This is a genomic window from Natrinema versiforme, from assembly GCF_005576615.1.
GTDB classification, from domain to species: Archaea; Halobacteriota; Halobacteria; order Halobacteriales; family Natrialbaceae; genus Natrinema; species Natrinema versiforme_A.
Map to the genome: position 1 here is coordinate 373739 of NZ_CP040330.1, position 23263 is coordinate 397001.

The 23263-nt window shown below is 66.0% G+C and carries 23 protein-coding genes; 14 read left to right on the top strand and 9 right to left on the bottom strand.

The annotated features are described in order from the left end of the window. Positions 1-44 precede the first annotated feature (44 nt). Positions 45-959, bottom strand: coding sequence for an NAD+ synthase (locus FEJ81_RS01800; RefSeq protein ID WP_138243656.1), 915 nt, complete (start codon positions 957-959; stop codon positions 45-47). Between the two features lie 607 nt (positions 960-1566). Next, positions 1567-3444, bottom strand: coding sequence for a PINc/VapC family ATPase (locus tag FEJ81_RS01805; protein ID WP_138243657.1), 1878 nt, complete (start codon positions 3442-3444; stop codon positions 1567-1569). 157 nt (positions 3445-3601) lie between these two features. Here FEJ81_RS01805 and FEJ81_RS01810 point away from each other — a divergent pair, with 157 nt between their 5' ends. Together FEJ81_RS01810 and FEJ81_RS01815 are read left to right on the top strand one after the other, a co-directional pair. After that, positions 3602-5245 carry a globin-coupled sensor protein gene (locus tag FEJ81_RS01810; RefSeq protein ID WP_138243658.1) on the top strand — a complete coding sequence of 548 codons (1644 nt, stop codon included), beginning with the start codon at positions 3602-3604 and terminating at the stop codon, positions 5243-5245. A 65-nt stretch (positions 5246-5310) separates the two neighbouring features. Next, positions 5311-6417, top strand: coding sequence for a M20 family metallopeptidase (locus FEJ81_RS01815; protein WP_138243659.1), 1107 nt, complete (start codon positions 5311-5313; stop codon positions 6415-6417). A gap of 38 nt (positions 6418-6455) precedes the next feature. On the opposite strand, the gene FEJ81_RS01820 is transcribed toward FEJ81_RS01815, so the two are convergent. Continuing rightward, positions 6456-6824 carry a hypothetical protein gene (locus tag FEJ81_RS01820; RefSeq protein WP_138243660.1) on the bottom strand — a complete coding sequence of 123 codons (369 nt, stop codon included), beginning with the start codon at positions 6822-6824 and terminating at the stop codon, positions 6456-6458. A 236-nt stretch (positions 6825-7060) separates the two neighbouring features. Here FEJ81_RS01820 and FEJ81_RS01825 point away from each other — a divergent pair, with 236 nt between their 5' ends. From FEJ81_RS01825 to FEJ81_RS01850, 7 genes are all read left to right on the top strand, one after another. Continuing rightward, positions 7061-8617, top strand: a complete 1557-nt coding sequence (locus FEJ81_RS01825; RefSeq protein WP_138243661.1) for a carboxypeptidase M32 — start codon at positions 7061-7063, stop codon at positions 8615-8617. 94 nt (positions 8618-8711) lie between these two features. Beyond that, on the top strand, positions 8712-9455 hold the full coding sequence (locus FEJ81_RS01830; protein ID WP_138243662.1) for an SDR family oxidoreductase: 744 nt from the start codon (positions 8712-8714) through the stop codon (positions 9453-9455). A gap of 95 nt (positions 9456-9550) precedes the next feature. Continuing rightward, positions 9551-10048, top strand: a complete 498-nt coding sequence (locus tag FEJ81_RS01835) for a hypothetical protein (protein ID WP_138243663.1) — start codon at positions 9551-9553, stop codon at positions 10046-10048. A 151-nt stretch (positions 10049-10199) separates the two neighbouring features. Beyond that, the gene (locus FEJ81_RS22980) at positions 10200-10364 is read left to right on the top strand and encodes a hypothetical protein (RefSeq protein ID WP_175416336.1); all 165 of its coding nucleotides are present in this window, start codon (positions 10200-10202) and stop codon (positions 10362-10364) included. 88 nt (positions 10365-10452) lie between these two features. Further along, a complete protein-coding gene (locus tag FEJ81_RS01840) occupies positions 10453-11397 on the top strand; it encodes a M48 family metalloprotease (RefSeq protein ID WP_138246690.1) in 945 nt (314 codons plus the stop codon). Between the two features lie 118 nt (positions 11398-11515). Further along, the gene (gene truA / locus FEJ81_RS01845; protein ID WP_138243664.1) at positions 11516-12352 is read left to right on the top strand and encodes a tRNA pseudouridine(38-40) synthase TruA; all 837 of its coding nucleotides are present in this window, start codon (positions 11516-11518) and stop codon (positions 12350-12352) included. Positions 12353-12434: 82 nt separating this feature from the next. Further along, the gene (locus FEJ81_RS01850; RefSeq protein WP_138243665.1) at positions 12435-12671 is read left to right on the top strand and encodes a hypothetical protein; all 237 of its coding nucleotides are present in this window, start codon (positions 12435-12437) and stop codon (positions 12669-12671) included. Between the two features lie 95 nt (positions 12672-12766). Here FEJ81_RS01850 and FEJ81_RS01855 read toward each other — a convergent pair whose 3' ends face one another. Together FEJ81_RS01855 and hpt are read right to left on the bottom strand one after the other, a co-directional pair. Further along, on the bottom strand, positions 12767-14176 hold the full coding sequence (locus FEJ81_RS01855; protein WP_138243666.1) for a uracil-xanthine permease family protein: 1410 nt from the start codon (positions 14174-14176) through the stop codon (positions 12767-12769). A gap of 184 nt (positions 14177-14360) precedes the next feature. Continuing rightward, entirely contained in the window at positions 14361-14906 is a 546-nt protein-coding gene (gene hpt, locus FEJ81_RS01860; protein WP_138243667.1) for a hypoxanthine/guanine phosphoribosyltransferase, read from the bottom strand. 171 nt (positions 14907-15077) lie between these two features. Between hpt and pepF the strand changes: the two genes are divergently transcribed. The 4 genes from pepF to FEJ81_RS01880 all read left to right on the top strand — a co-directional run bounded on the left by pepF (position 15078) and on the right by FEJ81_RS01880 (position 19524). Next, positions 15078-16922: an oligoendopeptidase F gene (gene pepF, locus FEJ81_RS01865; RefSeq protein ID WP_138243668.1), complete on the top strand. Its 1845-nt coding sequence runs from the start codon at positions 15078-15080 to the stop codon at positions 16920-16922. A gap of 154 nt (positions 16923-17076) precedes the next feature. Next, the gene (gene pan2 / locus FEJ81_RS01870; RefSeq protein WP_138243669.1) at positions 17077-18309 is read left to right on the top strand and encodes a proteasome-activating nucleotidase Pan2; all 1233 of its coding nucleotides are present in this window, start codon (positions 17077-17079) and stop codon (positions 18307-18309) included. A 276-nt stretch (positions 18310-18585) separates the two neighbouring features. Continuing rightward, complete coding sequence (locus tag FEJ81_RS01875; RefSeq protein WP_138243670.1) at positions 18586-19071, top strand: pyruvoyl-dependent arginine decarboxylase; 486 nt, start codon at positions 18586-18588, stop codon at positions 19069-19071. Positions 19072-19125: 54 nt separating this feature from the next. Further along, entirely contained in the window at positions 19126-19524 is a 399-nt protein-coding gene (locus FEJ81_RS01880; protein WP_138243671.1) for a DUF5811 family protein, read from the top strand. Positions 19525-19610: 86 nt separating this feature from the next. Here the strand turns inward: FEJ81_RS01880 and FEJ81_RS01885 are convergent, their stop codons facing one another. The 3 genes from FEJ81_RS01885 to FEJ81_RS01895 form a co-directional block, all read right to left on the bottom strand. Further along, a complete protein-coding gene (locus tag FEJ81_RS01885; RefSeq protein WP_138243672.1) occupies positions 19611-20015 on the bottom strand; it encodes a DUF6276 family protein in 405 nt (134 codons plus the stop codon). Between the two features lie 53 nt (positions 20016-20068). Beyond that, the gene (locus tag FEJ81_RS01890) at positions 20069-20815 is read right to left on the bottom strand and encodes a V-type ATP synthase subunit D (protein WP_138243673.1); all 747 of its coding nucleotides are present in this window, start codon (positions 20813-20815) and stop codon (positions 20069-20071) included. A 122-nt stretch (positions 20816-20937) separates the two neighbouring features. Beyond that, positions 20938-21141, bottom strand: coding sequence for a zinc ribbon domain-containing protein (locus tag FEJ81_RS01895; RefSeq protein ID WP_006430407.1), 204 nt, complete (start codon positions 21139-21141; stop codon positions 20938-20940). A 63-nt stretch (positions 21142-21204) separates the two neighbouring features. Here FEJ81_RS01895 and FEJ81_RS01900 point away from each other — a divergent pair, with 63 nt between their 5' ends. Continuing rightward, positions 21205-21507 carry a hypothetical protein gene (locus tag FEJ81_RS01900; RefSeq protein WP_138243674.1) on the top strand — a complete coding sequence of 101 codons (303 nt, stop codon included), beginning with the start codon at positions 21205-21207 and terminating at the stop codon, positions 21505-21507. A gap of 30 nt (positions 21508-21537) precedes the next feature. Here the strand turns inward: FEJ81_RS01900 and FEJ81_RS01905 are convergent, their stop codons facing one another. After that, positions 21538-23199 (bottom strand): long-chain-fatty-acid--CoA ligase, encoded by a 1662-nt coding sequence (locus tag FEJ81_RS01905; protein ID WP_138243675.1) that lies wholly within the window; start codon positions 23197-23199, stop codon positions 21538-21540. Positions 23200-23263: the final 64 nt, after the last annotated feature.

Here is a 23263-nt window from a genome sequence, read left to right on the forward strand (position 1 = left end):
CGCCGCGAGCGGTTGATCGCGACCGACGCGACTGCGGGCGTCTGTTATTCGAGTGAATCCGTGCCGTCACCGACCCGCTCGTCGTCGCGGCCGGCGATTCCCGGCGTCGGCGGCGTCGTCCGTTTGTGTGCGGTGTCGGCGTAGCGAGCCGCGATGTCTTCGGCCGTCTCGCGATCGATCCGCAGTTCGCCGATAGCGTCCTCGAGCGGGAGCCCCCTCTCGACGAGTCGATAGAGCAGCGGATCGATGACATCGTACCGCGCGCCGAGTTCGCCGGCGTCGGTCTGTGTGGCCCAAAAGCCCGCCGTCGGTTCCTTGCTGACGATCCGGCGGGGGAGCCCGACGTGTTTCGCGAGCGCCCGGACCTCCGTCTTGTAGCAGTCGCCGATCGGATAGGCGTCGGCCGCGCCGTCGCCGTACTTGGTGAAGTAGCCGAGCAGTCGCTCCGAGCGGTTCGCGGTGCCGATGACGAGTCGGGACTGGCGATTCGCCGCGTAGTAGGCGACGATCATCCGCAACCTCGCGGTGACGTTCCCGATCTCGTGGGTCCGTTCGTTTGGCGTGCCGCTCTCGGCGTCCGACTCGAGGGCGCTTGCGACCGTTCCGTCGAAGGCCTCGAGGAGCGGTCGCAACTGAATTTCCTCGAACTCGATGCCCATTCCCTCGGCGATCGTGCGGGCGTCGCTGACGTGGGCCCCATCGGTTTTGGTACAGGGCAGTCCCAGCCCGAGCACGCGGTCGTTTCCGACGGCGTCGACCGCCAGCGCCGCCGTCAGCGTCGAGTCGATCCCGCCGCTCATGGCCACGACGACGCCGTCGGCTCCGGCGTCGGCGACCCGCGTCTGGATATCGGCTACGATTCGCTCGCGGAGCGCCTCGAGCGACCGGCGGTCCGTCAGAAACGGCCCGTTCGTGCGTTCGATTCCTGAATAGACGAACGTTTTCCTATCGACACTCATGCGTTGGAATCACTCTATTGTACTCACTTTGTCCAAACGATTGTCTCATATATGAAGCTAATGCTTGGCTACGTTGGAATTATGTGGGTGGTTCGCACGCACCCGGTCGGGCGTCGCCGCTATTTCCGACAGATCGTCCACTTCACTCGCTCGAGATGCGTCCGTTTCTGTACGGATGCGACAGGCCGTTCAGTTCGTCTACCGCTTCGCCGGACCGATCGTCGACCAACTTTCCTCGCGCGCGCCGCGGTCCGCTCGAGGTCCGACGCGATCGGGCCCGCGCGAGATTTGCGTCTTACACGTTTCGCTCGTTGCTCCCGAAAATCCGCATCAAAAAACACCCTCGCCCACTGCGTTCGCTCACGGGCTGCCGCCCGTTCGCATTCTCGCGGTTCTCACTCACTTCGTTCGCTCCGAACCGCGCACCGCTTACGACGGCACGATCGTCACCGGGTCCTTCGCGATCCACCTTTTTCCGCTCGGGTTCACTTCGTTCACCCTCACGCAAAAATCTGGACCAAAAAGCCGCGCACTTACGCGACTCACGGCTTCGCCGCTCGTCTTTTCGCGGCGCGTAGCGCCGCGCCTTCGTTCACGGTTCGACTACTTACGACGGCACGATCGTCACCGGGTCCTTCCGGTCGATCGCTTGCTCGAGTTCCTCGGCGATCGCGCTCCCGCGTGACACCTGAATTTCGCCGCCGCGGCTCACCGTCGCGGTGAAGAGGTAGTCGCCGGCGGCCTGCACTTCGACCGTCTCGCCCTGGTTGCCGTCGACGGGGATGACGATGTGTCGCGAGGTGATCTCGGGCTGGACCATCTGGCCGGCCTGCGACCCGCCGCCCCCGCCGCCGTTGGCGCTGGCACCGCCGGAACCGCCGCCCGCGCCGTAGTTGGGGTTCTCGTCGTGGGTCCGGACGTCGATGTCGATCCCCAGTCGGTTCTCGACGTCGGTGATTCGACCGCCGCCCTTGCCGATGACGCTCGAGATGTCGTCCTCCTCGACGTAGACGACGGCCTTGTCCTGGCTCTTGAGTTCGACATCGACGTAGCCCCGCGCGATCGAGCGGATCTCCCGTTCGATCTCCTGTTTCGCGATGCGGTCGACGCCGGACTCGTTGCCCGGGCCGCCGTCCTCGTCGTTCAGCGGGACGGTGACGACCTGTCGGTTGAAGGTGTAAATCTCGTACTCGGGCTCGCCAGTCTGGAAGTTCGTGACCTGAATCACGGGGCGAGCGAGGTCCTCCTCGGTGAGCCCTGCGGGGACCTTGACCTCCGTCTTCACGTCGTAGACGGTGTTGACCTCCCCGGCCTCGATGTAGACGACAGTGTCGACGACTTGGGGAATCATCCCGAGTTCGACCCGCCCGACGAGCCGCTGGAGCGCGTCGATCGGCCGCGTCGCGTGGACGACGCCGATCATGCCGACGCCGGCCAGTCGCATGTCAGCGAAGACCTCGAAGTCGTCGGTCTTGCGGACCTCGTCGTAGATGGTGTAGTCCGGCCGAACCATCAACAGGGCGTCGGCGGTTTTGGCCATCTCGCCGCCCAGTTCCGTGTACTGGGTGATGTCGGGGCCGACCTGCAGGTCCCGCGGTTTCTCCATCGTCTTGACCGAGTAGTCGTGGTCGGCGATGTAGCGGGCGACCGCTTGCGCGAACGTCGACTTCCCGGCTCCGGGCGCACCCGAGATGAGGACGCCGCGCTGGCGCTCGAGCAGCCGCTCTTTGAGTTCGGCGGCGTGCTCGTAGTCCTCGATGTCGGTCTGGGCGATCGGGCGGACGGCCGTGATCTCGATGCCATCGGAGAAGGGCGGCCGGCCGATCGCGATGCGGTAGTCACGGAACTGGACGATCTTCATCCCCGGCTCGGAGAGCTCGAGGAAGCCCTCGGGGGACTCCTTGGCGGCGTCGACGACCTCGCGGGCGTACTCGTCCATCGTCGCCTCGTCGAGCGGTTCGTCGGCGATCTGCTGGTAGCGCATCTCGCCGAGTTCGCCCCGCTTTGCCATCGGGACCGCGTCGGTCTTGAGGTGGACGCTCATCGTCTCGTCGTCGAAGAACTCCTCGACGGCCAACGTCCCGATCTCGCGGACCTCCGGGGAGACGTGCTCGACGTCGAGCCCCTTGGCCTGTGCGACCTCGGCCTGGACGATATCGCTGGTGACGAAGGTCGCGTCGAGGTCCTCCGCGAGGTCCCGAATGAGGGCGTCGATCTCGCCTTCGGAGGCGTGTCCGCGCTCGATGGCGTTGGGCCGCTCGCCGACGTACCGGAGTTCGATGACTCCGTCATCAGCGAGGTCGGCCAGCCGCTGGAGTTCCTCCAGGCCGTCCCAGCCGCTGTCGATCCCGTCGTTGGCCTGCGCCTCGAGTTCCGCGACGACCGCTTCGGGCACGCAGATCGTCGCTCCCTCGAACTGCCCGTCTTCGATAGTCGCCGAGACGCGGCCGTCGATGACCACGCTCGTATCCGGCACGACGTTCATACGTAAACTGGTTCACGTACGCCTATAAGGGTGTTCACAGCAAATCCACGGGGATCGGTTGCAGTCCGCATGCGTCGTGTCGTGTTCGCTCTCCCGTGTTCCTATTCAGCGGGAACACTCACGGAAACTTAACGGACCGACCGAACACGTTTCGCGCATGCAACCGCAGGAGACGTTCGGACGCGGAGGACTCAACGGCTTTCTCGACGTCGAGGAACTCGTCGATCGCATCGGGCTCGACGAGGACGAAATCGCGTGGCGAAAGGAGTTCATCGGCTTCGGCGAGGACGACGAACAGCGGCTGTCGGCCCTCGAGCCGTTGGTGCAAGCGAATGCCGAGGCGATCGCCGACGACTTCTACGAGAACGTGTTGCACTACGAGCAGACGCGAGCGATCGTCGACCGGTCGCCGAAAGATGTCGACGCCCTCAAGCGAACCCAGCAGGCGTATCTCGTCTCGTTGGCATCCGGCGAGTACGACCGGGAGTTCTTCGAGAACCGGGCGCGGATCGGCAAGCTCCACGAGATACTGGACATGCCCCTGAAACAGTACGTGGGCCAGTACGGCGTCTACTACGACCTGATCCTCTCGCGGCTGAACGAGCGGGTCCAGAAACAGGTCATCGACGCCGTCGAGGAGTGGGCCGCCGAACGCGAGGCCGAGGACGACGGCGGCCTCGGGCGTGTCGTCGGTGCGCTGGGACTGGGCGGCGGCACCGACGCGGCCGACGACGGCCTCGAGGACTCGTTCGAGACGGCGGTCAGGGACGCTATCGACGACGGCATGATGGACGTCCTCTCGCTGTTGCGGATCATCAATCTCGACATGCAGGTCGCGACCGACACGTACGTCGACTCCTACGCGCAGCGACTCGAGGAGTCGATCGAACGCCGCAAACGACTCGCTCAAGAGGTCGAAAACGACGTACAGGAGCCGATCGCCGAACTCCACGAGTCGAGCGAGGCCGTCGCGCGGCGCGCGGAGTCGATCAGCGAGCACACCGAGTCGCAGGCGGCCGGTATCACGCGGGCCGCGGGCGAACTCAACGACGTGAGCGCAGCCGTCGAGGAGGTCGCGAGCGTCGCGGACGAGGTCAGCGAGGAGAGCGACCGGACCGAACGACTCGCCGCCGAGGGCGTCGACGCGGCCGACGGCGCGTTGGACGAACTCGAGGCGATCGAGGACGCGACGGATCGCGTCGCCGACGCCGCCGACGCGCTCGCGGAGCGGACGGACGAGATCGACGAGATCGTCGACCGCCTCGACGACCTCGCGGAACGGACGACGGTGCTCGCGACCAATGCGAAAATCGAGTCCACCAGATCGGACGCCGACGGCGGCGAGACCATGGGCGTCATCGCGAGCGAGGTCCGCTCGTTCGCCGAGCAGACGAAATCGGATCTGGCCGAGATCGAGGCCGCGGTCGAAGCCGTCCGCGAGGACGCCGCGGCCACTGTCGAAACGACCGAGGAGACGGTCGCCCGCGTCGACGCCGGAACCAACCGGGTTCGGGAGACGGTCGACTCGCTCGAGGCGATCCACGAGTCGGCCCGAGAGACCGCTTCGGGGATGGAGGACGTGGCGGCGGCGGCCGACCAGCAGGCCCGCGGCGTCGAGGTGACCGCACGGACACTCGACGACCTCTCGGAGTCGGCCGACACGGTCGCGAGCGCGGCGGAGTCGGTCGCAGCCGCCAGCCAACAGCAGACGGCCAGCCTCCGCGAGGTCCGGGAGTCGGTCGCGCGACTGACCGACGACGACGCCGAGGACACCGTCCCGGTCTACGAACGGCTCGGCTGATCGCGAGGGCCGGACCGATCGCGGACTTCGCTGCACTGAACACCACAGCGGTCGATACCACGCCTATGACTTCGACGCTCGTCGAGCTGACGCGCGATCTCGTCTCGATCCCGAGCCACGACGACGCGACCGCTGCCGGCGATTTCCTCGAGTCGTGGCTGCGCCGCGAGACCGACGCGGACGTGACCCGAGACGACGCCGGCAACGTGATCGCCCGGAAGGGGACGGGAGCCGAGACGCTTGCGCTCGTGGGACATCACGATGTCGTCGAACCGGCAGCGTCGCAGGTGGCCGACGGACACGACGACACCGAGGCGACCGAGTACGTCGTCGAGGAACGGGACGGCCGTCTCTACGGCCGCGGGACGGCGGACATGAAAGGGGCGCTCGCGGCCGCCGTACTCGCCTTCCGCGAGGCCGATCCCGCGGGAGAACTCATTTTTGCGAGTTTCGTCGGCGAAGAGGTCGGCGGCGTCGGCGCGCAGTACGCGATCGAGCAGGGGTTCGCCCCCGACTACGCCGTCGTCGGCGAGGGATCGACGACCTACTCGGGACCGGACGTTACCGACGTCGCCGTCGCCCACAAAGGTCGCCGGGGAAGTACGATCGTCGCCCGCGGCACCGCCGCCCATGCCAGCGAGGCCGACGCCGGCGAGAACGCCATCTACTGCGCCACCGCGGCCGTCGACCGCGTTCGCGACCTCGAGCCCCCGTCAGTCGACGCCGCCGGCGAAACGCTCGCGGGCCGGCTCACTGTCACGGAGATCGAGGGCGGGTCGGCGATGAACGTCGTGCCCGCCCGCTGCGAGTTCACGGTCGACGAACGGACGGTACCGGGTGAGCGCGCCGATCTCGAGTCGGTCGCTGCCCTCGAGGGGATCGAGTGGACGGTCGATCAAAACTTGCCGCCGATGCGCTGTGACGACGACGCGTTCGTCGACGCGGTGCTCGCGGCCGCAACCGACGCTCAGACCGCCGATCCCGAACTCGTGACGAAACCCCACGCGACCGACGCGGGCTGGCTCTCACGGGCCGGTACCGAGTGCGTGATCTACGGGCCGTCGGAACCCGGTGAGGCCCACACCGACGACGAGAGCGTCTCGATCGCCGTCCTCGAGCGCTGTCTCGAGACCTACCGGCGGGTCGCACAGGAGTGGCCGACGGCGCGGTAGTGCCGCCGCGCCCGTCTCGGCCCGTGGTCGGCGGCCGATCAGACGCCCGGGACGCCGACCGCCTCGAAGCCGGTGACCCCGAGCGCGGCGAGGACATAGAGCGCGATCAGGACGGTGACCCAGGCGACGAGGCCGATCATCGCCGCGGCGGTCCAGTCGCCGGGATACCGCCAGTTGATCACCGCGACGTACGCAATCAGGGCGAGCAACGGCCCGACGAGCGGGATCCAGCCGACCACGAAGCCGACAATCGCCCAGACGATCGCCCCGATCAACGCGGTGACGATGGCGTGATCGTAGTCACCTCTCCCCACGATAACTCGAGCCCCGGCGTAGATGCCGAGCGCGCCGATCAGCAGGCTCACGACGAAGACGACGGCCGATGCGATTGGTCCAGTGAGTGCCATAGCGTGGATCGACATACGTCAGATCGGCGGAACAGTCCGGTGCTTGCAAGTTCTGTCTGTCTCTCATCGACTCGCGAACACCGCGGGAGGGTCGCGTTCGCCGCCGTCACAACGGCGTATTGACTATCACGTCAGTCGATAGTTTTTGCGACTCGAGTGGCTGCTGTCGGTGACCGTCCGCGCTCGAGTCGCCGGAACCACGACGTTGATACCGCTTCCGGGCCAACGGTACGTCTATGGCGACCGATCAGGCCCAGAGCGATGCGAGCGAGGCCGACACCTACGAGCAGTTCGAAGACCGAGTCCGACGTATCTCGAATATCGGGAACGCCGCCGGCATCCTGCAGTGGGATCAGGAGGTCGTGATGCCCGACGACGGCACCCCGGCCCGCGCACAGCAGCTCTCGGCGCTGTCCTCGATCAGCCACGAACTCCTGACCGCCGACGAGACCGGCGACCTGCTCGAGGAACTGGAGGGGGACGAGAGCGGCGAAACCCAAAGCAGTGATCTCGAGGGCGAGCAGGCCGCGGTCGTCCGCGAGATCCGCCGGAAATACGACCGCGAGACGAGCGTCCCGCAGGACCTCGTCGAGGAAATTTCGGCGACGGCGTCGAACGCCCATCCGAAGTGGAAGCAGGCCCGAGAGGAGGACGACTTCGATCACTTCGCACCGACCCTCGAGAAACTGGTCGAATTGAAGCGCGAGTACGCCGAGCACATCGATCCCGACGCCGACCCCTACGCCGTTCTCTTCGCGGACTACGAACCCTACATCGACCTCGAGACGGCCGAACGGGTCTTAGAGCGATTGCGGGAGAACCTGGTGCCGCTGATCGATGCCGTTCAGGATAGTGACGCGGACCTCACTACGGGCGCCTTCGCGGGCGAGTTCGACGACGACGATCAGGAGGCCCTCGCGCGGGACGTGCTCGATTCGCTGGGCTACGACTGGGACCGCGGTCGGCTCGACACTGCACCGCATCCGTTCTCCTCGGGCACGCAGTTCGATGCTCGCGTGACCACCCGCTTCGAGGAGGACGATCTCTTGGGCTCGATCACGTCGACCATCCACGAGTTCGGCCACGCGAACTACACGCAGGGGCTGCCCGACGAGGGCTACGGCACGCCGCTCGGCGAAGCGCGGGACCTCTCGGTCCACGAGTCCCAGTCCCGCCTCTGGGAGAACCACGTCGGGCGCTCCCGGCCCTTCTGGGAGCACTTCCTGCCGATCGCCCGCGAGCGCTTCCCCGAACTCGAGGACGTCACCCCCGAGGAGGCCTACGAGGCCGCGAATCAGGTCCACGACGACAACCTCATCCGGGTCGAGGCGGACGAGCTCACCTACCACCTCCACATCGTGATCCGGTTCGAGATCGAACGCGATCTGATCCGGGGCGACCTCGAGGTCTCGGCGGTCCCCGAGGTCTGGAACGACAAGTACGAGGAGTACCTCGGCGTGCGCCCGGAGACCGACGCGGAGGGCTGCCTGCAGGACATCCACTGGTCCCACGGCGACTTCGGCTACTTCTCGACGTACTCGCTGGGCTCGGTGCTCGCGGCGCAGTTGTACGCCGCTGCCGAGGACGACCGCGGCCCCTTCGACGACCAGATCCGCGAGGGCGAGTTCGACGAACTCAACGGCTGGCTCCGCGAGAATATCCACCAGCACGGCAAACGGTACGTCACGCCCGACCTGATCGAGAACGCAACCGGCGACGGGCTGACCGCCGACTACTTCCTCGAGTACGTCGAGTCGAAGTACGGCGAGTTGTACGACCTCGAAGACTACTGAGCGCCGCTCGCTCGGTCGCCGTTTCTCCGCGATCGTCAGCGAGACCGTTCCGCGACCCTCGTTTTTAGGGTTGATGCCGACCTATTGGCCGACGATGTCCGACTCACTCGAGCAGGGAACGGCGATCGTCACGGGCGCGAGTTCCGGCATCGGCGCGGCGACCTGTCGCGAACTCGCGGGCGCGGGCGCCAACCTCGTTCTCGCGGCACGCAGCGAAGACCGACTGCGGGAACTCGCCGACGACCTCGAGGCGACCCACGACGTCGAGACGCTGGTCGTCCCGACGAACGTCCGGGAGGAAGACGACGTCGACGCGCTCATCGAAGAGACCGTCGATGAGTTCGGCGGGATCGACGTGCTGGTGAACAACGCGGGACTGGGCCGGGGCAGCGAGGTCGAATCGCTGTCGACCGACGACTACGAGACGATGCAGGAGACGAACGTCGACGGCGTCTTCTACGCCACGCGGGCGGCGATCCCCCACGTCCGCGAACGCGACGGCCACTTGATCTTCGTCGGCAGTTTCGCCGGCCGCCACCCGCGACCGGCTAACCCCGTCTACGCGGCCACGAAGTGGTGGGTTCGGGGCTTCGCCAAGAGCCTCGCGGCCCAGATCGGCGACGCCGACGTCGGGGTCACGATCGTCAACCCGGCCGAGGTGCGCTCCGAGTTCGAGACCCCCGACGGCGAGACGTTCGCCGAACGGTACGACGAGGACGAGGCGAGCGACCCCGCGGAGATCGCCGCCGCGATCCGCTTCGCCGCGAGTCAGGACCACTCGAGCGTGAGCGAACTCGATATCAACCCGCGAGAGAAATTCGCCGAGACGTTCCACTGAGCGGTACGGATCGGCCGACGGACCCCCGAGACACGTAAAAGGAGGTTGGAATTGCCGGGTCTGGACTCACCCGTCCCGGGCACCCTCCCTCGAGTATGCGAGTATCCATTCCCGGCGCTCCGGGCGTGTACTTCGACACTGACGCAGAATCGCCGGCGATCAACGTCGCCCTGACCGCCGCCGGGCGGCGGGCGCCGAAACCGCAGGGGTACGCCATTCAGGCCCTGCCCTACCTCTGGTCGTTCGACGTCGACCTGCAGGAGGTCCCGACCGACCACCCGATCCAGTACCTCCATCCGGAGGGCGCACGGAGCCTGGGCGAGATTTCGCCCCAGCGCGGCGTCCGCGAGGCCGGCACCGAACTCGAGTCGGTGCTGCGCTTCGTCTGGTCGGTCAACGAGGAAGTCGAGTCGGCGACGACCCGCCTCCTCGGGGCCGGGCCCGCGTCCGAAAAGGAGGGCGTGACCATCGAGATTCAGGAGGGCCAGGTCGGCGTCGGCGGGTCGGAACTCGAGACCGACGAGTTCGACATCGACCAGACCGCTGTCGACGACGCCGAGGGGGACGAGTTCGATACCGGCGACGAACTGTGAGTCGCCACCGATAGCGCCGCCGAACGGCTCCCGGTGACTGTTTCGTTTGCGAGCTGTGATTCCGGCTGCCAACCCGAATCGAAGTCGCGTTCGTAGAAAATACCGAACCGGTACCGCAAGAAATTTATCCGGCTAATCACACCGATCGATAATGGTCGGTGCTGCCCTCCAGCGGTTCGCGATACTTGTGGTGCTACTGGGTGGGTTTCTCGAACTGAGTTCGAAGAGGACCGGCATCGGATTCATGCTGTTTGCCGCCCTCATCGGCGTCATCGGCCTCGCTATCGAACTCTTGTCGGAGGAACTCGAGCAGTAGCTCCCGGAAACGTATCTCCGACAACATTTTAATTCGTCACTCGGAGTCAACGACTATGGGCGCAATCCCGATCGGTCTCCGCGTGCGAATGGTCGCCGCCGTCCTCGGACTCGCGGTCGTCACGCTCGGACTGCTCGCGGGGGTCTGGGCCGTGTTCTACGGCGTGCTCTCGTTTCTCGGGTTCGCGCTCGCATCCCACGTCGCGTCCGTCACCACCGCCGGGACGCTGGTGACGATCGGGTATCTCGAGTACAGACACCTCGAGACGATTGAGCGGCTTGCGGACGCCCACCCGGTGGATCGGGAGACGGCACCGGAGCTGTACGAGACGACGACCCGGGTCGCGGCCCAGCTCGGGGTCCCCGTGCCGACGATCGCCGTCTCGGAGCGGGACGCCCCCGAAGCGCTGGCCGTCGGCTTCCGACCGGAGTCGGTGCATCTGGTGCTCTCGCTGGGGACGATCAACGCGCTCGAGGGGCAAGCGGAACTGGAGGCGGTGATCGCACATGAACTCGCCCACGTCAGAAACCGCGATGCGATGATCATGACGGCCGTTTCGCTGCCCGTCGTGCTCGCCGACGGGCTGGGGTCGCGGATTAACCGGATCGAGAACCCCGGCTGGGCCGCGATCGTCACCGTCCCGCTGGGGTTTCTGTCGGCAGGCGTTCAGATCGTCGGGCGCACGATAACGGCCCGTCTCTCCCGGGTCAGGGAGCGAGCGGCGGATCGAGCCGCCGCGGAGGTGACCGGCTCGCCCGCCGCGCTCGCCAGTGCGCTCCGGCGGTTAGATCGGGAGATTGCGGACACGCCGACTCGAGACCTCCGCGACGCGTCGGGCGTCTCCTCGTTGTCGATCATCTCGCTCGAGCCGTCCGAGCCCGAAAAGATCATGCTCGGCCCCGAGGGCGACACCGAGCCGTCGTACTGGGCGCTTCGAAAACGGCTCCACCGGCTCGAGCGCTACCTCTTCGAAACGCACCCGCCGACGGACGAACGGCTCGACGCGTTGGCGGCGCTCGAGCGCGAGCGGTAGCCTGTCGATCCGACGACCGGGTCGCCGCAACCCAACGCCTCGAACGGAGCGCCGCGAACCGCCGCCGGGACACAGCGAACCGTATAACACGCTGGCCCCGCTGGATCGACTCGAGACCATGCCACTGCGCGCGTTCCGGATCGCCTACGACGGGACGGACTACCGCGGCTTCCAGCGCCAGCCCGACGTTGCGACCGTCGAGGACGCGATCTTCGATTCGCTCCGCGCGCTCGACATCCTCGAGCCCGATGCCGACAAGCCCGCGGGCTACGCCGCCGCCGGCCGCACCGACGCGGGCGTTTCCGCGCTCGCCCAGACGATCGCGCTCGAGGCCCCTGACTGGCTCGCGCCGCGAGCGCTGAACGCCGAACTCCCTGCCGATGTCCGTGCGTGGGCGGCCGCCGAGGCGCCGGACGGGTTCCACGCGACCCACCACGCGAGCCGCCGAGAGTACACGTATCACCTGTACGCGCCGGTCGCCGACGGAGCGCCCGCTCCGCCGGCCGTCGACGACGACCGCTTCCGCGCGGCCTGCGAGGCGCTGTCCGGGACTCACGATATCCACAACCTGACGCCGGACGATCGCAATACCGAGCGCTCGCTGTCCCTCGCGGCTCGCCGCGACGGCGACTACCTCGTCGTCACCGCCAGTGCCGGCGGCTTCGCTCGAGAACTCGTCCGGCGGCTCGTTTCGTTGGCTCGCGCGGTCGGCACCGGCGAATCGCCGCTCGAAAAAGTCGATCGCGTCCTCGAGCCCGAACCGTTGCCCGGCCACGAGGGAGTCGCGCCCGCGCCACCGGAGCCGCTCGTGCTGACCGAGGTGGACTACCCCGATCTCGCCTTCGAGATCGACGACGACGCGGCCGCGAGCGCTCGAGCGGTGTTCAACCGCCGTCGCGTCGATCGCCGAACGGGGGCCCGCGTCGCCGGACAGGTGGCCGACGGGATGCGCTGATCGGTACGGCTCTCGACTCGAGCGATCCCGTCGTCCGAACCGCAGAGGAGCGTTTTTCACGGCCGCGGACACACGTCGGCGCATGGAACTCTCACCGGAGGAGTACGGTGCCTACTGGCGCGCCTCGAGCCGCGTTTCCGCCGGACTCCTCGTGATCTTCTTCGGCCTTCGTCTCACGTCGCCGCTGCGGAGCCACCCCGAGATCGGCGCGTCCGCCCTCGGCGTCGTGTTGCTCGTCATGCTCGTCCTCGCCGGGACGTTTGTCGCGATGCTCGGCGTCGCCCGCGTCGTCCGGACCGCGGTCGACGCGGAGACCTAGGCCTGGCTTCGCGAGTTCGCGGCCGGGCGACAAAAGAGCGGGCCGGCAAGCCGACGGCCGGCGGGTGTGGTCGAGCGAGCGGCGGTGAGTGCGTCTCAGTCGTCGGTGGGGCCGACGGCCGCGGCGTCGGCGTCTGCATCCGCGTCCGAGTCGGCGGGTCGGGCGTCGAACAGCGGACTCTGTTCGCCGGGAACGAACGTGTTGAGCGCCAGCGCGGACAGCGCGGTGACGATGACCGGCTGACCGAAGAACGTTTCGGCGGCGTTCGGAAGCCCCGAGAGCGCCTCGGGCGTGGTCGCGATGCCGAGTCCGAGACCGAGCGAGACGGCGACGACGACCGTGTTCCGGCGGTCGAGGTCGGCGTTCGTGATGACCAGCCGGAAGCCGCTGGCTGCGACCATGCCGGCCATGAGCAAGACCGCACCGCCGAAGACCGCACTGGGGATCGTCGTGACGGCCGCGCCAACCTTCGGGCTCAGCCCGAGGACGGCGAGGAAGACGCCGCCGATGCCGACGACGTGCCGGCTCATCACGCCGGTGAAGTTGACGATGCCGACGTTCTGGGAGAAGGAGGTGATCGGGAACGCGCCGAAGACGGCGCCGATCGAACTCAGCAGACCGTCGTTGAACAGCCCGCCGCGGAACTCCTCGTTCGTCGGATTGCGCCCCTCGGCGGCCGTGACGCCGGACATGTCGCCGACGGTCTCCATCGAGGAGACGAGAAAGAGGACGGCGAACGTGGCGATCGCGATCGGCTCGAACTCGAAGCCGAACCGGGTGGGCGACGGCAGCGCGATCCAGGCGGCGTCGCCGACGGCCGAGAAGTCGACGAGCTCGAGGCCGGTGGTGAACGTGAGGGCGAGGGCGGCCGCGTAACCGACGCCGATCGCGACGAGTACGGACAGCAGTCGCGTGACGCCGCGCGTGAACATGTTGAGACCGACGGCAATCGCGAGGACGAGCCCGGCGAGGCCGATGTGGTGGAGCGCGCCGAAGTCGGCGGCGTCGGCCCCACCGGCGGCGTAGTCCATCGCGACGGGCACGAGGTAGAGGCCGATGATGACGACGACGAGGCCGGTCACCAGCGGCGGGAAGAAGGGTTTGATTCGCTTGAATTGCCAGCCGATGAGGCCTTCGACGGCAAAGCCCGTGACGAGGATCGCGCCGAACACTGCGGCCATCCCGAAGTCCGCGCCGATCGAGATCGACGCGCCCACGAAGGTGAAACTCGAGCCCATGACGATCGGCAGGCGCGCGCCGACCGGGCCGACGGTGTAGGCCTGGACGATCGTCGCCAGCCCGGAGAACAGGAGGACCATCTGAACGATGTAGGCCGTGTCCGTCGGATCGAGTCCGACTCCGCCCGCGACGACGTACGCCACCGCCGTCGCCGGCACGATCATCACCGCGACGTGTTGCAAGCCGAGCAGAATCGATTTCGGCAACGGCGGTTTGTCGTCGACGCCGTACTCGAGTTGGATGCCCCCGTCAGTCTCGTTCGACATACTATACCCACCCCGTAGCGAATCGAAATACAAAAAGTCTCGTATATGCGCTCATCGAGCGGCGTTCCGGGGGCAACTATAATCACAATCGTGCATACTTTTCGAGGAACGCGATTCGACACCGTGGCTGTCCGGCGATTCCGTCGAGACGAAAACGGGAGACGAACGAGCGTCGTTCAGTCGGTCAGTGAATCGTTACCTCGCCGTTCTCGACCGTGATGTCGACGAGGCTCGTGGCGTCGTACTCCGTGTCGTCGAGCGCCGAGTCGCCGACCTTCCGTAACACGACGACGATGTCGACAATTTCGGCCCCGATACCGTCGAGCGCGTCGCAGATCGCCGCCAGCGTTCCGCCGGTCGAGAGCATGTCGTCGACGATCACTACGCGGTCGCCGTCCTCGACGTCGTTGATGTACATTTCCGACTCCGAGTAGCCCGTCTCCTGGTGTAACGAGACCTCGCCCTCGAGCCCGTAGGGCCGCTTGCGAATAACGACGAGCGGGATGTCGGTCTGGAGCGAGAGCGCGGTCGCGAGGTGGATCCCCATCGCCTCGGGTGCGATGATCTTGTCGACGTCCAGATCCGCGGTTTGCATCACCTCGGTCACGACTTCCCGCAACAGGGCGGGATCGAGCCGCGGCACGCCGTTGCTGATCGGGTGGACGAGGTACTCGTATCCGTCCTTATCGATGATCGGTGCGTCGTCCAACGACTCGAGGAGTTTCTCCATGCTGCGGCTTCGGAAATCGGAGTGAAAAGCGGTTCGCTCTTTCGGTTCCGACCGCCCGCCGTATTCGATAGCCGATCCGACCGCTGTCGCGGTCGCTCGGAGCCGAACTCCTCGGTAACGCGGATGACATCGTCCGATACCCTTTACCATCTTCGTTCCGAAATTCGGGCCATGAGTTCCGTTCCCGACCGCTCCGAGGTCGACGAGGAATACACCTGGGATCTCGAGAGCATCTACGCGACCGACGACGACTGGGAGGCCGCCGCCGAGGCGGTCGCCGAACGCGTCGCTGATCTCGAGGCCTACGAGGGACAGGTTACCGACGACGCCGAGACCCTCCTCGAGGTGCTCGAACTCCGCGACGAGGTCATGCGAGAGGTCTCGATGGTCGCGGCCTACGCCCGGATGCGTCGCGACGAGGACACGACGAACCAGGAGTATCAGGCGCTGACGGCCCGGTCGCAGTCGCTCGCGGCCGACGCCCAGTCCGCGGCTTCGTTTATCGACCCCGAACTCCAAGAACTGACCCGCGAGGAGTTCGACGCCATGGTCGACGACGAACCGGCCCTCGAGACCTACGACCACTACGTCGACGACGTGCTCCGGATGAAACCGCACACGCGCTCGGCGGAAGTCGAGGCGCTGCTCGCCGATCTGAGCGAAGTGACCGGCGCGACCGGCGAGGTCTACAACATGCTCTCGAACGCGGACATGGAGTTCCCGACCGTCGAGGAGCCCGGTAGCGAGGCGCGAAGCGCCTCGGACAAGTCGAGCGGCGATAAGCCGCGAGACGGAGACGCGGTCGAGATCACCCAGAGCAACTTCACGAACCTGCTCAAGCGCCCCGATCGCGACTTCCGGCGGCGGGTCTACGAGGGCTACTTCGACGAGTGGGAATCGATGCGGAACACGGTCGCGGCCTCCTACAAGAACAGCGTCAAGGCCGACGTCAAGACCGCTCGAGCCCGCAACTACGACACCGCGCGCGAGGCCGCGCTCGACGGCCCGAACGTCCCCGTCGAGGTCTACGACACGCTCGTCGATACCGTCCACGACAACATCGACAAGCTCCACCACCACGCCGAACTCAAGGAGCGAGCATTGGGCGTCGACGACCTGCAGATGTGGGACATCTACATGCCGCTGACCGGCGACGAGGGCCCCGACCTCGAGTACGACCAAGCGACCGAGTACGTCGTCGACGCGCTCGCGCCGCTGGGCGAGGAGTACCAGTCCCGAGTCGCGGAGGGACTCGAGTCCCGGTGGGTCGACGTGTACGAGAACGAGGGTAAACAGTCCGGGGCCTACTCCGGTGGCACCTACGACACCCAGCCGTTCATCCTGCTGAACTACCAGCAGGACATCTCCTCGATGTACACGCTGGCCCACGAACTCGGCCACTCGATGCACTCCGAACTCACCAAGGACGAACAGCCCTTCATCTACTCGAACTACGAGATCTTCGTCGCCGAGGTCGCAAGCACGGTCAACGAGGCCCTGCTGACCAACCACCTGCTCGAGACCGTCGAGGACCCCGAGTTCCGGCGACACGTCCTCAATGAGTTCCTAGAGCGGGTGCGCTCGACCCTCTATCGGCAGACCCTGTTCGCGGAGTTCGAACACGAGACCCACCGGCTCGAGGAGGCGGGCGAACCCCTCACCGCCGACCGGCTGGACGACCTCTACCGCGGACTCAAGGACGACTACTACGAGCCGGCGGTCATCGACGACCGCATCGCCCGCGAGTGGATGCGCATCCCTCACTTCTACCGGGCGTTCTACGTCTACCAGTACGCGACCGGCATCTCCGCCGCGCTCGCCATCGTCGACGACGTGCTCGAGAACGGCCAGTCCGCCGCCGATGACTACCTCGAGTTCCTCCGCCGAGGCTCCCGCGAGTACCCGCTCGAACTCCTCCGGATCGCCGGCGTCGATATGAGTTCCTCGGAGCCGATCGACCGCGCGCTCGAGACCTACGGACAGCGCCTCGACGAGTTCGAGTCGCTGCTCGACTGATCGGGCGGCCGCCCGCTCCGATATCCGGGTGTGCGGAACCGGCTTCGCGCCGACCGACCCGGTATATGCAAGGGTCCAGCTGATATGTACCTGAGAAATCCCTCCGGGACCCAAAGGCACATTTACTATCGGAATCCTATCGGCGTACATCAGGATGTCTCGAAGCCCGTCTATTCCCGACCGACCTCACCGCGATATCGACTCAGACCTCCCCGACGACGAGCGGCTCGAGGCGCTCCGCGGACACTACGAGGATCTGGTCGACATCAACGACCAGCTCTCCGATCAGCTCGACGAGGCCGAGGACCGTCGCGAGCGCCTCCGGGAGAAAGTCGACCGCGTCGAACGCGAAAACGAGACGCTGAAGAGTTCGTCGCTGTACATCGCCACCGTCGAGGACGTCCTCGACGACGAGCAGGTCATCGTCAAACAGCACGGGAACAATCAGGAAGTGCTGACCGATGTCTCCTCGCGCATCGTCGACAGCGTCGCGCCTGGCGACCGCGTCGCGGTCAACGACTCCTTTGCGATCCAGTCGGTCCTCGACACCGAGACCGACGCGCGCGCGCAGTCGATGGAGATCACCGAGAAGCCCGAGGTCACCTACGCCGACATCGGCGGCATCGACGAGCAGGTCCGCGAGGTCCGCGAGGCCGTCGAACAGCCGCTGACCGAGCCCGAAATCTTCAACGAAGTCGGCATCGACCCGCCCAGCGGCGTCCTGCTCTACGGGCCGCCGGGCACGGGGAAGACGATGCTCGCCAAGGCCGTCGCCAACGAGACTGACGCCACCTTCATCAAGATGGCCGGCTCCGAACTCGTCCGCAAGTTCATCGGCGAGGGCTCGCGGCTCGTCCGCGACCTCTTCGAGATGGCCCGCGAGCGCCAGCCCGCCATCATCTTCATCGACGAGATCGACGCCATCGCGACCCGCCGAACCGAGTCCAAGACCTCCGGCGACGCCGAGGTCCAGCGGACCATGATGCAACTGCTCTCGGAGATGGACGGCTTCGAGGCCCGCGGCGAGATCCGCATCATCGCCGCCACCAACCGCTTCGACATGCTCGACCGCGCCATCCTGCGCCCCGGCCGGTTCGACCGCCTCATCGAAGTCCCCGAACCCGACCGCGACGGCCGCGAACAGATCCTCTCGATCCATACCCGGACCATGAACGTCGCCGACGGCGTCGACTTCGGCGCACTCGCCGACGACACCGAGGGCTACTCCGGTGCCGAAATCGAGAGCCTCGCCACCGAAGCCGGCATGTTCGCCATCCGCAACGAGCGCAACGAAGTCGCCCATCAGGACTTCGCCGACGCTCTCGAGAAGATCGAAGAGGACGACTCGAGCGATGTCGTTTCCTCGGCCGGTTACTTCTACCAATAACGAAGTTTTGCGCTGCGGGCGCGGCTCCGCCGCGCCCTCGGCAAAAATTCGATTAAAAGCACTCCTCCCTCCGTTCCGAACGCAAAGCGTTCTCCACATCGGTCGTCGGCCCGCTCGCTTCGCTCGCGGTGAATGTCGGTGAGTCGCCTGCCTTTCCCCGGTTCGCGCGGCTCTCGCCTCTGCTCGAGCCGCGCTCCCGGCCGCTGTACTCGCTATCGGGACGGTGTGTTCGACCCGGATCGCAACGCCTTACGCCGCTCGTCCCCGAGGACGGATATGAGCACGATTCGAGTCGTCTGGGGCTCTGCATCGGCACCCACCGCGATGGCCTCCTACGACGCCGCGCTCGCGGACGCCGGCGTCGAGAACTACAACCTCGTCTCGGTTTCCTCCGTGATTCCGGCGGCGACGCACGTCGAGGCAGTCGGCACCGCACCCGATCTCGGCCCCGCCGGCGAGCGCCTGACCGTCGTCGAGGCTCGAGCCACCGCCGCCGAGCCGGGTCGCGTGAGCGCGGCACTCGCGTGGGCCCAGTCCGTCGACGACGGGCCGGGACTGTTCTACGAGACCGCGGGTGAGATGGATCGCGAGGACGTCGAACGGCGGGTTCGCGAGGGACTGGCCGCGGGACAGGACCTCCGCGACTGGGAGTTTGCCGACCCGCGGGTCGCCGTCGAGAGCCGGCAAGCCGAGTCGGGAGCGCATACCACGGCCGTCGTTCTCGCGGTCTACGGCGACAGCGAGCCGATTCTCTCGGATTGACCCAAAGCGAACCCTTTTGAACCGGCGGCCCATTGATACGAGCACACACTTCTCATGAACGGAAATACGCCGTACGCAGGGCTACCGGGCGAGACTGGGGCTGGGCAGCGTGCAGCGGCGGACGTTCCTGACCTCTCGAGCGCGCAGAAACGACTGCTCCATCGCGATGTCTCGCGGATCGCCGCCCGAACCCGCGAATTCCTCCCGAACGAGTACGTGGTCGACGCCGACGTCTCGAGCGGCATGACCGGCCCGGAGGTCACCGTCGCCGTCCGACCGCCGGTGGGCCACGCCGTCAGCGCCGGTTTCACGCCCGACCTCGAGGAGGCGGCCGCCGCCGAAGAGGTTATCACCGCCGACGAACGCGACGAAGTCGCCCGCGGACTGGCCGCGAGCGCCGCCCTGCAGGTGAAACAGGCCATCAGCAACAACGTGCGGCCGACCGGAAAGTAAGCCGATACCGTCGCGTCGACATCCGTTCTCGACTGCCGTCCCATCGGGTGTCGCTCCCGACCCACGCTTTTGCCGCGTCTCGAAATTCAGTCGCGCAGTTGCTCGAGTTGGTGTCGCCGGCGCTCGAGGTCGATCGCCGGCTCGATCGACGGATCGGCACTGAGTCGATCGAATACCAGTAACGGATCGGCACCGGCTCGTTCGACCGCCTCGAGCAGCGATTCGATCGCTGCCCGGTTCGTCGCCAGCGACGAGCACAGGCCGATCGCGAGCGCGAGCGGAATCGCACGTTCCGGTTGTGTCGGGAATCGATCGCTGACGCGTGTAAAATCCGGCTTATCGGTCGTGACTTCGTCTTCCGTTGGAGCCGACTCGAGGGTCAGACAGTGCGGGCAGAACGACGCAATGGCGGCTCCCGACGGTGCGTCCGAGCGGTGTTTCGCCGGGACGGCAAACGAAATCGTGGCTGAACCGCACGCAGAACAGGTCATCGGAGTCGGTGGGTGAAATGCAGGTGGGGACGACGCGAGACAGTCGGCGCGACTTACTGATTGGCCGCGGGGGACTGTGCGGCGGTGTCCGGCTGTATATCTTCGAGTTCGTCTTGTGTCGCTTCGGCGTCCTCGGCCTCGGCGGCCGCTTCGGCTTCGCGTTCGGCCTTCTCTTCGGCTTCTTTCTTCTCCTTGATCTTCTTCAGGCGGAACGTCTCCTCGCGCTCCTGTTCTTCGAGTTTCTGCTCGATGTACTCCTGATTGTCGTACAGGTCCGGGAGGAGCTTGAACTCGAGGGCGTTGACACGGCGTTTGGTGGTCTCGATCTCGCGGAGCATCTTCTTCATCGCCGTCTCGACCTCGGCAGCGAGGATGATGCTCTCGAGCAGGTCCTCGTAGGCCTCGGCGGCCTCGTCGATGCGGGCGGTGGTACCCATGATCCCGTAGCCGCGCTGGTCGAGGCTCTTGGTGACCTTGGAGGATTCGATCTGCGGGACGACGACGCCCATGATGTTCTTCGACTCAGTGGTGATCTCGGGGTGTTCCTGCAGTGCCGATGCGGCACCGCGGACCGCAACGTCGCCTTCCATCGCCCGGGCCATGTTGATCTTCTTCTGGGCGTCCTCGTAGTCGTCGGCGAGCTCGCCGCGGACGTCCTGGGCCTTGTCCAGAATGTCCATGAACTCCATGATCAGCCCGTCGCGTTTCTTCTCGAGCGTGCCGTGTCCCCGCTCGGAAAGCTCGATGCGATCCTCGATCGCCATCAAGTTCTTGCGGGTGGGCTTGACGTCGTTGGCCATCTTGTGGGGGGCTAGCGCCCCCAGTCGGATAACTGTTTACAGTTTCCGCGCTCCCCACGCGCCCGATTCGTGCGATTCCGTGCCGTCGGTTTCCGTGCCGTCGGTTTCGGTCCTACCGAGACCTATCCGAGGAACAGATCGACCATGTTGCCCGACGACTGGCCCTTGTAGAGTTCCGAGTAGCCGCAGTTCGTACAGCTGACGACCATGAAACTCCGGTTCTGGATGTCGAACATTTTCGACAGACCGCCTCCGGTGGTCGAAATTTCGTCGATCTCCGTCTCCGTGTGGTCGCACTTCGGACAGCCGCGATCGTCGTCTTTCATACTCGAACGATTCCTGTCAATGCACAAATTCTTTGTGTTTGGGCCCTCGAGTATGCGTCGACCATGTCCGTCGTCTTCGCTATCCTCTTGGTCGTCTCTCTCGTGATCCCACTGGTCCTCTGGCTGGCGATCAATCAGGAAACCTCGAACCCGACCGTTGTCGACCGCGAGGAGGCGGAACGAATTGCCAAAGCGCAGGGTGGCCGCGATCCGTCGCGGTCGGGCCCAGACTCGCCATCGCGGGGTACCGACGGCGATCCCACGGCCGCTGACCCGGACGATGGCCATCGACCCGACGAGCGCGAGGACCGGACGACGGGATTCGACTGGGACGAGCGCGACGAGTGGGGCACTCGACGCTCGTAACGCTCGCTCCGAACCGACCTCTGTTTTTGCTCACCCCTGTCCGACCATCCGCTCTTCGTCCTCCCATTCCTCCTGTCTCAGTTCGTACTTCTGGACCTTGCCCGTCGCGGTCGTCGGCAGTTCCTCGACGAACTCGACCCGGCGAACGGTCTTGTAGCCCGCGAGGTTCTCGCGCGTGAAGGCCTCGAGGTCGCTCTCGGTCACGCCGGGATCGTCGGGGTCGCCGCTCGCGGGGACGACGTACGCCTTGGGTGTCTCACCCCACTCGTCGCTCGGCGCGGGAATCACCGCCACGTCCGCGATCTCGGGATGGTCGAAGAGGGCGTCCTCGAGTTCGATGCTCGAGATGTTCTCGCCGCCGGAGATGATGATGTCTTTCTTGCGGTCCTGAATGGCGATCATGCCGTTCTCGTCGATCGTCGCGAGATCGCCCGTGTGGTAGTAGCCCTCGACGCGGTCGTTGAAGGCCGTCTCAGTCGCCTCGTGTTTCTCCCAGTACTTCTCCATGATCTGGTTGCCGCGGACGACGACCTCGCCGAGCGTTTCGTCGTCCCGCGGCACGTCGGTGCCGTCCTCGTCGACGACGCGGATTTCGGTTCCGAGGTAGGCCAGCCCCTGTCGCTTCTTGATCCGGAACCGGTCGTCACTGTCGTTCTCGAAATGCCGCCGCGCGTCGGAGGTCGTGATCAGCGGCCCCGTCTCGGTCGCCCCGTAGACGTGTTTCAGGTACCAGCCGAACTCGTCCTCGACGGTTCGGATCGTCGCCTCGGGCGGCGCGCTGCCGGCGGTCGCGAGCCGAACGTCCCGCTCGCCGGTCGTCTCGGGGTCGTGTTCGTCGTAGTAGCTGACCAGCATGTTCAGCACCGTCGGCGCACCGCACATGTAGGAGACGTCTTCGGATCGCACGGCCTCGAAGATATCCGCGGCGTCGACCCCGCGCGTACAGACGTGGGTCGCCCCGATTCCGGTCACCGCGAAGATGTGGCCCCAGCCGTTGGCGTGGAACATCGGCAGCGTCCACAGGTAGGTATCGTCGTCGGTGATCTCTTGATGGCCGACCAGCAGGTAGGCGTGGATCGTCTCGCAGCGATGAGTACGACAGACACCCTTCGGATCCCCTGTCGTCCCCGAGGTGTAGTTGATTGTGATGATCTCGTCCTCGCTCATCTCCGGCCGCTCGAACGCGGTGCCCGCCTCCTCGAGCACAGCGTCGAAGTCTTCCCACTCTACGTCGGACGAGTCCGACGAGGATCGCCCGGCTTCGCCGGCCTCACCACCCTCGACGGCGTCGGCGTCGTTCGTGATGAACGTCTCCGTCGGCACCTCGTCGCGGATTTCCTCGATCTTCTCGGCGAAGTCGTAATCCGCGAAGATCGCATCCACGCCCGCATCCGAGAGGATGTACTCGAAGTCGTCGGACGTGAGCCGGTAGTTCAGCGGCGTGTGAACCGCCCCGATCTGCATGATCCCGTAGGCCGCCTCGAGGTGGTAGTGGGTGTTCGGGTCCAGCACCGCAACGCGGTCGCCCTTCTCGATGCCCCGGTCCTGCAGCGCCGCCGAGAACCGATCGGCCCGCTCGCCGAGTTCGTCGTAGGTAAACCGTTCCCCCGTGGTGGCGACGACCGCCTCGTCGTCGCCGTAGTGCGTCCGCGCCCGGTCGAGGAACTCAGGGACGAGCAATGGTTTGTGCATACATACCACGGTTCACTGCCGGAGCATACGGTTGTTTCGATTCATCGCATATAGTGACAATTTA